We start from the raw sequence: 11,476 nt of genomic DNA on the forward strand, positions 1-11,476 counted from the left end.
GCCCAGGGGAATCGATCGGCGGAGGTGGCGGCGTCCTGCGGGCCCATGGGCCGCAGATCGGCGCCGATGGCTTCGTCGTCGCGCTGGTGGGTGAAGAAGAAGTGCTTGCGGCAGGTGTCGGGCCAGCCCCCGTCGGCCTCCGTCCAGAATGCCTCGGGGTAGCCGCCGTACAGCGGAAGCAGCTCTGCGCCCGGGAGCCGGACTCCGCCCCAGGCGGTCGACGTCCACAACGGCGCGCTCAGTCCGGCCTCCTGGGCCAGGCGCTTCAGCGTGCGCAGGTGGCCGGGCCGGTCGTAGAGCTCGTTCTCGATCTGGATCGCGACGATCGGGCCACCGCTCGCCCGTTCCAGGCCCCTGAGTTGCCCGGCGATCTTCGTGAACCAGGTGCGTACGGGCGACAGATAGGCCGGGTCGTCGGTGCGCGGTGCGGGCGTCCGTGCCAGGAGCCGGTCGGGCAGCCCGCCGTTGCGTACCTCCGCGTGGGACCAGGGGCCGATCCTGGGGATGAAGTCCAGTCCGTGGCGGGCGCACAGCTCGGCGAACCGCCCGAGGTCGCGGTCGCCGTCGAAGCGGACCGGCCTTCGACCTCCTCGTGGTGGATCCAGATGACGTAGGAGGAGACGGCGGTCACCCCGCCCGCCTTCATCTTCAGCAGCTCCTCCTCCCACGCCGCGTTCGGGCAGCGGGAGTAGTGGAACTCGCCGGAGACCGGGAACCAGGGGCGGCCGCCCCTGGTCAGCCATCGGCCGGTGACCTCGATCGGGTCGGGCACGCCGGGCGCGTCCGTGAACGGCAGGTGGCCGGTCAGCGGGGGAGCGGCGGGCGGGGGGACGCGCAGGGGATGTGTCACCACGTGTTCTCCGGGCCGAGGTCGGGGGCGTCGGTCAACAGGGCGCGGGTGGCGGTGGTGCCGTGCAGCTCCAGCAGGACGAGCTCGTTGGAGCCCGGACGCAGCACCGGCGCGGGAACGTACAGCGTGCGCTGCGGGCCGCGGTTCCAGTAGCGGCCCAGATGAAAGCCGTTGATCCAGGCCTGACCCTTCGACCAGCCGGGCAGGGAGAGGAAGGCGTCGGCGGGGGTGCCGACGTCGAACGTGCCGCGGTGGAAGGCCGGGACGGTGACCGGTGTCCCGCCGGCCGGGACGAACGGCACCGTGCCCACGTCGTCCAGCGCCAGCGGCGAGCAGTCCCAGCCCGTCAGGTCCGTGCCGTTGAAGGAGACGGGCCCGAGCAGGCCTTTGGGCGCGCCGATGCGGGGGCCGTAGTTGACGCCGCCCATGTTCTCGACGAGGACCTCCAGCGTCGCGCCTGGACGCGGCACGCGCACGGGCAGCGACTCGTCGTGGCGTTCGCTCTCCAGCACCCCGGCGGGCGCGCCGTCGACGAAGACCTGGGCGCGGTCGCCGACGCCGCGGGCGAAGTGCAGCACTCCGTCACCGCCGGCCGGCAGGGTGGTGCGGTAGAGCGCGTAGCCGGTGCGCTGCCCGAGCTCGTCCATGGTCACGGGCGCGTCGGTGCGTACGGCGGGGGCGAGTGAGCCGGTGAACGGCAGAAGAGCAGACCGGCTGCACAACTCGACGCTTGTGGGCGGAAGTTTGGGACCCGGGGCCGGGACGGGCTCCTCGGGGACAGCGGCGTGACGTGCGATGACCTCGCGGAACGCGTGGTACTTCGGGCCCGGGTCGCCGCACTCGGTGAGCGCGGCATCGTAGTCGTAGGACGTGACGGTGGGCGTGTAGGCGTGCTTGTGGTTGGCGCCGTTGGTGAAGCCGAAGTTGGTACCGCCGTGGAACATGTAGATGTTGACGGACGCCCCGGCGGACAGCAGCCGGTCCAGGTCGGCGGCGGCGTCGGCCGCGTCCCGCACATGGTGGGGGCCGCCCCAGTGGTCGAACCAGCCGATCCAGAACTCGGCGCAGAACAGCGGGCCTTGGGGCCGGTGCTCGCGCAGTCGTGCCAGGGACTGCTCGACGCGGCTGCCGAAGGTGCCGGTGGTGAGGACACCGGGCAGGCTTCCGTGCGCCAGATGCTCGGGGTCGCCCTGGTCGCAGGTGAACAGCAGCTCCTCCACGCCGCGGGAGCGGAACGCGTCGGCGAGGTGCTTCAGATAGGCGCTGTCGTCGCCGTAGGCCCCGTACTCGTTCTCCACCTGCACCGCGATGACGGGACCGCCCGCCGTCGCCATGTGGGGTTGCAGGGCGGGCAGCAGCAGATCGAGGTAGCGGTCGACGGCCCCGGTGAAGCGGGGGTCGCTGGTGCGCAGCCGGATGTCCGGGTCGGCGGTCAGCCAGTCGGGCAGGCCGCCGCCGTCCCACTCGGCGCAGATGAACGGCCCCGGACGCAGCAGCACCCGCAGCCCCTCGTCCCGGGCGAGCCGGAGGAACCGGGGCAGGTCGAGGAAGCCGTCGAGGACGAGGGGGCCCTCGGGGTCGGGCTGGTGGTGGTTCCACGGGATGTACGTCTCGACCGTGTTGAGGCCCATCAGCCGCGCCTTGCGCAGCCGGTCGGACCAGAGCCCGGGGTGGACGCGGAAGTAGTGCAGCGCGCCGGAGATGATCCGGAACGGCTCGCCGTGCAGCAGGAATCCGTCGGACGTCGTCGTCAGGGCGGGCATGCGGAAGATTCCCTTCGGGAGAGGGGGAGCGGAGTCAGCGGGAGCGGGTGCCGCGGATGAGCCAGAGCGTGGCGGCCAGGCAGAGCGCCGAGACGCCGCACAGCAGGAGCGGCACGGCGCGGATCCCGGACCACTCGATGGCCTTGCCCAGCGTGGGCCCCGCGGCGACTCCGCCGATCATGGAGGCCGCGATGACCAGGGCGCCGGCCCGCCGGGCCTGCGGGGCGGCGCGGTTGAGCCAGGGCAGTCCGGTGGGGAAGATCGGCGCGATGAACAGACCGACGCCGGCGTACGCGTAGGGGGCGAGCGCCGGGACGGTCGCGGCCAGCAGGCACACGGTCATGCCCGCGCACGAGACGGTGATGATGGCCTGGGCGGAGAAGCGCAGCGCGAGCGGGGCGACCAGGAAGCGGCCGACGGTCATCATCAGCCAGTACACGGAGGTGGCGGTGGCGGCGACCCCCGCGCCGTAACCGACGGTCTCCAGGTGCGTGGGCTCCCAGCCGCCGACACCGGTCTCGACGCCGATGTGCAGGACGTAGAGGAAGACGAAGACCGCGAGCACGGAACCAAGGCTCCGCCCGAGGACGGTTCCGCCGCCGGCCCCGTCCCCGGCCGGTGCGGGCACGTGGCTCCGCACGCCCCGCAGGCACAGCAGCAACGGCAGGCCGGCGAGGGCGAAGGCGAGGAAGACGGCCGGGTAGTGCTCGGAGCCGACCACGCCGATCACGGCGGGACCGAGGATGGCGCCGATGCCGAAGTGCGCGTGGAGGATGTTCAGCATCGCGGTCGAACGGTGACCGAAGCCCACGGCGAACAGCTGGTTGAGGCCGTAGTCGATACCGCCGAAGCCGAAACCCGCGAGGAGCGCCGCCGCCAGGGCGGTGGGCCAGTCGGGCGCCAGGGCGAAGCCGGCCGCGCCCACGGCCATCAGCAGATACGAACTGCACCGAGGATGCGCCGGTTGCCGACCCGGCCGTAGAGCCGGTCGAACAGCAGCACCCCGCCCACACCGCCCACGAAGTGAGCACTCAGCCCCAGCCCGGCGGCGGAGGGCGAGAGCCCGAAGTCCGCCCGGAACGCCGGGATCGCCGGGCCGTACAGGGACTGCAACACACCGATGAGCACGAAGCCCACGCAGGAGGCGACCACGGCGGCCTTGCTGAACACAGGCCCGGGGGGTGCGGGGGCGAGACGGGCAACGCGCTCTTGGGTCACGCGGACTCCGGAGGACGGGCCACCGTGTGGGTGGGCGGAGGGCACAGCGGCGTACGTCTGGATCAGACGCCTGATGTTACCGGTAACATCAGGCGCGTCAACATCCCGCGGCAGCCCGGGGAGCCCGGGGAGAGTCCGGGACACCCGGGACGACGCACCGGGGCACCCCGGTCCCCACAAGATCTCCCCGGCGCTCCCACCAACCCCGAAGATCCACCAGGGTTGCCCCGTTCCCGTTCGGGTACGCGAGCAGGACCGCGCCCGGGCGGATCATGCCCGGGCGGGCCGCACGACCGCCGCTACCAGGGAATCTGCCATGGAGACACCCGCGAACGACCCCACGCCCACGCCCGCCCAGCGGGCTTTGGACGTCCTCGCCGAGAACACCGAGGACACGGCGGCTCTGGACGCGCTCGCCAACAGCGACGTGCTCATCCCCGTGCCCGACGACGCCAACGACTCCGACGCCGCCAATCCCTCTGCGGTGGCGCTGCCGGTGCTGGAGCAGCCGGGCGGCGAACCGGTGGTGCCCGTGTTCACCTCCGAGGTGGAGATGGCCGGGCTGCTGCCGTTCGTCTCCCGCTACCGCCTGGTGCCTCTCGGCGCCCTCGCCGCACAGTGGCCGGCCGACGACCTGTCGCTCACCATCGACGGCAGCTCGGAGCACCGCCTGACACTCACCTCGGAGGGAGTGCGCACCCTGCTGGCGCGTTAGCGGGGCGACCGACCCGATCCGGGCCTGGGCGGCTCCCCGCCCAGCGTCCGGGACAGGGCTGCCCGCTGCAGCGGCAGCACCTCGGAGTGCAGGTCACGGCCCCTGGGCGTCAGAGCGACCCACACACCCCGCCGGTCCTCCGCGCACACGGACCGCGTCACCAGCCCGTCCTTCTCCAGCCGGGCGATCAGCCGCGACAGCGCGCTCTGGCTGAGATGGACCCGCCCCACGAGGTTCTGCACCCGGCACTGCTCCCCCTCTTCGGGCGCCGCGGTCGCGAGCATGTCCAGCACTTCGAAGTCGGAGGCGCCGAGACCGTGCGGATGCAGAGCCCGGTCGATCTCGCACATCGTGCGCGCGTGCGCCGACAGGATGTCCCGCCATCGATCCTCGAGCTGCCCACCAGCCGTTTTCGACGCCATATGGGAACGGTAACACCGGTACAGGGTTCAATGACCGTGCATGGAGTACGGGCTCGCGGCTCCGGCTCCGAGGCCCATGGGGCGGGCTCGCGGCTACGGTTCCGAAGTCCTACGTCGACTCCCGCTTCACCAGCTCCGTCGGCAGGATCACCGCCGCCGGATCCTCGCCCCCGATCTGCGCGAGCAGCACCCGCACCATCTCGTTGCTGATGCGGTCCCACGGCTGCCGGATCGTCGTCAGCTCGGGGCTGGAGGCGACGGCCGCCGGTGAGTCGTCGAACCCACCGACCGCCACGTCCTGCGGCACCCGCCGTCCGGCCCGTTGCAGAGCCGCGAGCACGCCCTGCGCCATGAGGTCGGAGGCCACGAACACCGCGTCGATGTCCGGGGCCTGCGCCAGCAGCCGCTCGGCACCCGCCTCGCCGCTCGCCCGGCTGTAGTCACCGGAGACGACGAGCCGCTCGTCGGACTCCAGGCCCGCTTCCGCGAGCACCTCCCGGTAGCCGGCGAGACGCTCGACGCCGCCGGGCGTGTCCAGCGGACCGGCCACCGTGCCCACCCGGCGCCGTCCGAGTGACACCAGGTGGCGCACCATGTCACGGGCCCCGTCCCGGTCGTCGGCGGCCACGTAACTGACCTTGGAGGCCAGCCCGATCGGCTTCCCGCACGAGACCAGCGGCACCCCCGCCTCCCGCAGCTGTTCGGCGACCGGATCACCGGAGTGACTGGAGACCAGCAGCACCCCGTCGACGTGCCCGGCCGTGATGTACCGCGTGATGCGCCGCCGTTCGTCCTCGGTACCCGCCAGCATCAGCAGCAGCGGGATGTCGTGCGCGGCCAGCGCCTGGGTGCAGCCGCGCAGCAGGACGTTGAAGTTGGGGTCCTCGAAGAACCGCTCCTGCGGCTCCGTGAGCAGGAAGCCGATCGAGTCGGACCGCCCGGTGATCAGGGACCGGGCGTGCCGGTTGACCACGTAACCCGTTCTGCGGATGGCCGCGTTGACCGCCTCCTGGGCGGACGGACTGACGTAGTGGCCACCGTTGAGGACGCGCGAGACGGTGCCGCGCGAGACCCCCGCCTCGCGCGCCACGTCATGGATCGTGGGCGGCCTGCGCCTGCCTCCCGTAGCGTTCACGGTCACGACTTTACGGCTCCGGAGAGCAGATCCAGACTCCAGAACCGCTGGATGACCAGGAAGAGTGCGACCAGCGGCAGCACCGCGAGGAAGGCGCCCGTGATCACCAGGGTATACAGCGCCGGGGTGTTGGCACCCTGCTCCAGCAACGTGAACAGGCCGAGCGTGATCGGGAACTTCTCGTCGTCGCTCAGCATGATGTACGGGAGCAGGAAATTGTTCCAGATCGCCACGAACTGGAACAGGAACACCGTCACCATCCCCGGGATCATCATCGGCAGCGCGATCCGCGTGAAGATCCGCCACTCGCTCGCCCCGTCCATGCGCCCCGCCTCGACCACGTCGGCGGGCACCGCGGCGGCGGCGTAGATCCGCGCGAGGTAGACGCCGTACGGGAAGAGGATCTGCGGGAGCAGGACGGACAGGTACGAGTCGGTGAGGTCGGCCTTCGCCAGCAGCAGGTACTGCGGGACGGCAAGGATCACCGGCGGCACCAGCACACCCGCGAGCAGCACGTTGAAGATCGTCTCGCGGCCGCGGAAACGGTAGATCGCGAGCGCGTAGCCGCTGACCGCCGACACGCACGTCGACAGCAGGGCCCCGAGACCGGCGTACAGCGCGGAGTTGGCCATCCACTGCCAGTAGACGCCGTCGCGGTAGGCGGTCAGGTCCCGGACGTTGGCGGCGAAGCCCGTGCCCGGCAGGAACGTGAAGGTGGAGAACAGCTCGCGCCCGGACTTGGTGGCGGCGGTGATCACCCAGGCGACCGGCAGCAGACAGTACAGCGCGCCCAGCAGCAGGGTGACCGTGGGAACCAGGGCGATCCGGCGGCGCAGGGACGGGCGGCGGTCCTGGGCCGTACCGGGCGTGCTGCCCGCTCTCGGCTCTGCCTGGGGGACGGCGAGGGAGCTCATCGGGCGGCCTCCTGCTGCTGACGACGGTTCACGGCCCGCAGGAAGCCGAAGGAGAGGAGGAGCGTGGCGAAGGCGATGATCACGGCCTGCGCCGCGGCCCCGTGGATGTCACCCTCGCCGAAGGCGTCCCGGTACACCTTCATCAGCGGACTCCAGGTCGTGGACACGGAGTTGGTGAGCGGCTTGAGGGTGGTCGGCTCGTTGTACACCTGGAGCGTCGCGATGATCGAGAAGAAGAAGGTCAGCACCAGTGAGGGCGCCACCATCGGGATTTTGATCCGCAGCGCGATCTGCGTCGGCGTGGCGCCGTCCAGTTTCGCGGCCTCGTACACCTCCGCCGGGATCGCCTGGAGCGAGGTGTAGATGACGATCATGTTGAAGCCGGTGCCGCCCCACACCGCGATGTTCGACAGGGCGAGGTACAGCGGCCCGCCGTCCAGCAGGTCCGGCTGCGGCATCCCGAGCCGGTCGAGGACGTAGTAGAAGGGGCTGACGTCCGGCAGGTAGAGGAAGCCCCAGAGCAGGGCCGCCACCACGCCGGGGATGGCGTACGGCAGGAAGATCGCGAGCCGGGTCACGGGCGCGAGCCGCACCTTCTCCGAGTCGAGCATCAGCGCGAACAACAGGGCCAGGCCGAGCATGACGGGCACGACGATGCACCCGTAGCCGAGCACGCGCAGGGCGCCGTGCAGCAGTTCGCTGTCGGAGAGGGCGTCCGAGTAGTTCTCCGGACCGGCCCAGACCTCCTTGCGGGCGCCGGAGCCGAGGCCGAGACCCGACACCTTCACCTTGCGGAAGCTGAGCCAGACCGCGTATCCGATGGGGAGGGCGAAGAACAGTGCGAACAGGACCGTCGCGGGGACAAGGAAGGCGTACGGGGCGCCCTTCACCCCGTACGACTGCCGGCGTGCCGTGCTTTTCACGGAGCGACCTCGAAGCCCTGCTTCTTCATGTCGGCGACGGTGTCGGCCTGCATCTCGTCCAGCGCGGCGCCGAAGTCGGACTTGTTCTTCGCCGCGGCGCCGAAGGCGTCCTTGAACGTGGTGTAGGCGACGTTGACGTTCGGGCCCCAGGCGGAGGGTGCGGTGGTCTCGGCGATGTCGGCGGCCTTGCGGTAGAAGTCGGCCTGGTGGGAGAAGTAGGCCGGGGGCTTGAGGAAGGCGCCGCTGGTCTGGGCGTTGGTGGCGGCCGGGTAGATGCCGCTCTCCTTCGCCAGTGCGTTGAGGGCCTCGCTGTCGGTGTTCAGCCAGGTGGCGAACTTCGCGGCGGCCGCCTGGTGCTCGGAGTCGGTGGTGACGGCGGTGGAGGAGCCGCCCCAGCTGCCGGTGCGGTTCTCGTTCGCGGACCACTGGGGGAGCGGGGCCATGGCCCACTTGCCCTGGGTGTCGGGCGCGGCGGTGGTCAGGGTGCCCGGTGCCCACACGGCGCTGACCCAGGCGATCTGCTTGCCGGTGTTGAGCGCCTTGTTCCAGGCCGGGGTGTACATCGGCTGGTTGTCGATGGCGCCCTCCTTCACGAGGCCGCCCCAGAACTTCGCGACCTTCTGTGTGGCCGCGTCGTCGATGGAGACCTTCCACTGGTCGCCGGAGGTCGTCCACCACCGGGCGCCGGCCTGCTGGGCGAGGCCCGCGAAGAGACCGGAGTCGTTGGCGGAGAAGGTGGTGAGGTCCTTGCCGGGAGCCGCCTTCTTCAGCTTGCGGGCGGTCTCGGCGAACTCGTCCCAGGTCGTCGGCACCGTCAGGCCGTACCGCTTGAACTGATCCTCGCGGTAGTAGAACATCATCGGCCCGATGTCCTGCGGCACCGCGTAGACCGCGTCGGTGCCGAGTGTGGTCTGCTGCCAGACGCCGCCGGCGAACTTGTCCTCGGCCTCGCCGACGTTCTTCGAGATGTCCGCGAGCGCGTCGTTGCTGACCAGCGTGGGCAGCGCCTGGTACTCCGCCTGCACCAGGTCGGGTGCCTTGCCGGCCTTGTGCGCGGTGAGGATCTTGGTGACCAGCGTGTCACCGGACGCCTGCTTCTTCACCGTGACGGTGATCTGGTCTTTCTTGCCCGGCCCCTTGTTCCACAGGTCCACGACCTTGTCCATGCCGGGCGTCCAGGTCCAGTACGTCAGCGAGGCCGGCCCCGACTCGCTGCCGCTGTCTGTGGATTCCGAGCCGCAGGCGGCGAGGGTGGTGGCGCCGAGGGCGATGGCGACGGCGGTTCTCACGAGGCGGCGGCGCTTCGTGTACGGCATGGATCTCTCCCCTGACCTGGGGTCCTCGCCTGCTGCGAGGACCTGCCATGCTTCTGTGAGCGTTCACAGTAGAGAAACATCCCGGACACTTGTCAATGGTTGTTGCTCTGCGGTTATGTTGACCTCAACGCCGCGACAGCGTGTGTGCACGTTCCCAATTGATCGACCTACCGGGAGACCATCCATGCCGGAGACCACCCCCAGGGGACTCACCAGGCTCGCCTTCGGTGGGGACTACAACCCCGAGCAGTGGCCGGAAAGCATCTGGCAGGAGGACGTCCGGCTGATGCGGGAGGCCGGCGTCACCCTGGTGAGCGTCGGGATCTTCTCCTGGGCGCTGCTGGAGCCCTCACCCGGTACGTACGACTTCGGCTGGCTGGACCGGCTCCTGGACCTGCTGCACGAGCACGGCATCCGCGTCGACCTCGGCACCCCCACCGTCGTACCGCCCGTCTGGTTCTACCGGGCCCACCCCGAAGCGCTGCCGATGACCGCCGAGGGCATGCGCTACGAGTTCGGCTCCCGGGCGGCCATCTGCCACAGCAACGCCGACTACCGTCGGGCCGCGGCCTCCATCACGCAGAAGCTCGCCGAGCGCTACGGCGACCATCCGGCGCTGGCGATGTGGCACGTCCACAACGAGTACGGCGTCCCCGTCTCCGCCTGCTACTGCTCCTCCTGCGCCGCCCACTTCCGCCGCTGGCTCGCCACCACCTACGGCACGGTCGACGCGGTCAACGAGGCCTGGGGCACGGGCTTCTGGGGGCAGCGCTACGCCGCTCTCGAGGACATCAACCCGCCCCGGCTCACCCCGGCGGCCGTCAACCCCGGCCAGGCGCTGGACTACAAGCGGTTCGCCGACGCCACCATGCGCGAGAACTTCCGCATGGAACGGGACATTCTGCACCGCCTCTCGCCGGGCGTCCCCGTCACCACCAACTTCATGACGGCGCTGAGCCAGTGCGACTCCGTCGACTACTGGGCCTGGGGCCGCGAGGTCGACCTCGTCACCAACGACCACTACCTGATCACCGACGGCCGCCGCACCCACGTCAATCTGGCGATGGCCGCGGACCTCACCCGGTCCGTCGCGGGCGGCGCCCCCTGGCTGCTGCTGGAGCACTCCACCTCGGGCGTCAACTGGCAGCTCCGCAACCCCGCCAAGGCCCCCGGCCAGATGGCCCGCAACTCCCTCGCCCATGTGGCGCGCGGATCCGAGGGCGCCCTGTTCTTCCAATGGCGCCAGTCCCGGCGCGGCGCCGAGAAGTTCCACTCGGCGATGGTCCCGCACGCCGGCACCGGCACCCGCGTGTGGCGCGAGGTCGTCGAACTCGGCGCCTCCGTCGAGGCGCTGAGCGAGATCCGCGACACCCGCACCGAGGCCGACGTGGCCGTGCTGTGGGACTGGCACTCCTGGTGGGCGCAGAACCTCGACTGGCGCCCCAGCGTCGACCATGAGGCCCGCGAGCGCGCCGACGCCTTCTACGAGGCCCTCTACGACCGCCACCTCACCGTCGACTTCGCCCACCCGGAAGCCGACTTGTCGAGGTATCCCCTTGTCGTCGTACCGGCTCTGTACCTCATGACGGAGGCGGCCGGGCGCAATCTGAAGGCCTACGTCGAGAACGGCGGCACGCTCGTCGTCTCGTACTTCTCCGGCATCGTCGACGAGCACGACGCCGTCCACGAGGGCGCCTACCCGGGCCCGCTGCGGGACGTCCTCGGCCTCACCATCGAGGAGTTCTCCCCGCTGCTGCCCGGCGAACGGGTGCGCGTCACCGGCCCGGACGGGACCGAGCTGGCCGCCGACGTGTGGACGGAGTTCGTGGTGCCGCGCGGCGCCGAGACCGTCCTGACGTATGCCGACGGCCTCGCCGCCGGTCTGCCCGCCGTCACCCGGCACCGCCTGGGCGAGGGCAGCGCCTGGTACGTCTCCACCCGGCTCGGCGCCGACGGCCTCGACGCGCTGCTCGGCCGGGCGGGCGAGGACGCGCGGCTCGCTCCGCGCGCCGATCTGCCCCGGGACGTCGAAGTGGTCCGCCGCACCGGCGCCTCGGGCACCTACCTGTTCGCCGTCAACCACACCGGCTCGGACGTCAAGGTGCCGCTGGAGGCCGCCGGCACCGAGCTGCTGCGCCGGACCGTCCGCGAGAAGGGCGCGATGACCGTCGGGGCGTACACGACCGACCCGGAGGTCGAGCAGGCCGTGCAGGAGGTCTG

Annotated in this window: 8 protein-coding genes and 2 pseudogenes; 2 read left to right on the forward strand and 8 right to left on the reverse strand. The window is 70.9% G+C overall.

Going from position 1 to position 11,476, the window contains the following annotated elements:
• The 3 genes and pseudogenes from ABZ281_RS18195 to ABZ281_RS18205 form a co-directional block, all read right to left on the reverse strand.
• Positions 1 to 850: pseudogene (locus ABZ281_RS18195) on the reverse strand (beta-galactosidase); the annotation flags it as partial.
• The gene (locus tag ABZ281_RS18200; RefSeq protein ID WP_356656626.1) at positions 847 to 2,613 is read right to left on the reverse strand and encodes a beta-galactosidase; all 1,767 of its coding nucleotides are present in this window, start codon (positions 2,611 to 2,613) and stop codon (positions 847 to 849) included. The gene ABZ281_RS18200 and the pseudogene ABZ281_RS18195, both read right to left, overlap by 4 nt.
• 34 nt (positions 2,614 to 2,647) lie before the next feature.
• Positions 2,648 to 3,831: pseudogene (locus ABZ281_RS18205) on the reverse strand (MFS transporter).
• A 316-nt stretch (positions 3,832 to 4,147) separates the two neighbouring features.
• Here ABZ281_RS18205 and ABZ281_RS18210 point away from each other — a divergent pair.
• On the forward strand, positions 4,148 to 4,546 hold the full coding sequence (locus tag ABZ281_RS18210) for an SseB family protein (protein WP_030844525.1): 399 nt from the start codon (positions 4,148 to 4,150) through the stop codon (positions 4,544 to 4,546).
• Here the strand turns inward: ABZ281_RS18210 and ABZ281_RS18215 are convergent.
• From ABZ281_RS18215 to ABZ281_RS18235, 5 genes are all read right to left on the reverse strand, one after another.
• Positions 4,543 to 4,968: a MarR family transcriptional regulator gene (locus ABZ281_RS18215; protein ID WP_356656628.1), complete on the reverse strand. Its 426-nt coding sequence runs from the start codon at positions 4,966 to 4,968 to the stop codon at positions 4,543 to 4,545. The genes ABZ281_RS18210 and ABZ281_RS18215 overlap by 4 nt on opposite strands.
• Positions 4,969 to 5,077: 109 nt before the next feature.
• On the reverse strand, positions 5,078 to 6,109 hold the full coding sequence (locus tag ABZ281_RS18220) for a LacI family DNA-binding transcriptional regulator (RefSeq protein WP_356656630.1): 1,032 nt from the start codon (positions 6,107 to 6,109) through the stop codon (positions 5,078 to 5,080).
• Entirely contained in the window at positions 6,106 to 7,017 is a 912-nt protein-coding gene (locus ABZ281_RS18225; protein ID WP_356656632.1) for a carbohydrate ABC transporter permease, read from the reverse strand. The genes ABZ281_RS18220 and ABZ281_RS18225 overlap by 4 nt, the downstream gene beginning before the upstream one ends.
• Positions 7,014 to 7,940, reverse strand: coding sequence for a sugar ABC transporter permease (locus ABZ281_RS18230; RefSeq protein ID WP_356656634.1), 927 nt, complete (start codon positions 7,938 to 7,940; stop codon positions 7,014 to 7,016). Before ABZ281_RS18230 ends, ABZ281_RS18225 begins: the two co-directional genes overlap by 4 nt.
• Positions 7,937 to 9,256: an extracellular solute-binding protein gene (locus ABZ281_RS18235; protein WP_356656636.1), complete on the reverse strand. Its 1,320-nt coding sequence runs from the start codon at positions 9,254 to 9,256 to the stop codon at positions 7,937 to 7,939. Before ABZ281_RS18235 ends, ABZ281_RS18230 begins: the two co-directional genes overlap by 4 nt.
• Positions 9,257 to 9,440: 184 nt before the next feature.
• Here ABZ281_RS18235 and ABZ281_RS18240 point away from each other — a divergent pair.
• Positions 9,441 to 11,476, forward strand: a 2,036-nt coding sequence (locus tag ABZ281_RS18240) for a beta-galactosidase (RefSeq protein WP_356656638.1), incomplete at its 3' end; no start/stop codon positions are given.

Origin of the sequence: Streptomyces sp. NPDC006265 (assembly GCF_040613555.1) — a bacterium.
Taxonomy (GTDB): domain Bacteria; phylum Actinomycetota; class Actinomycetes; order Streptomycetales; family Streptomycetaceae; genus Streptomyces.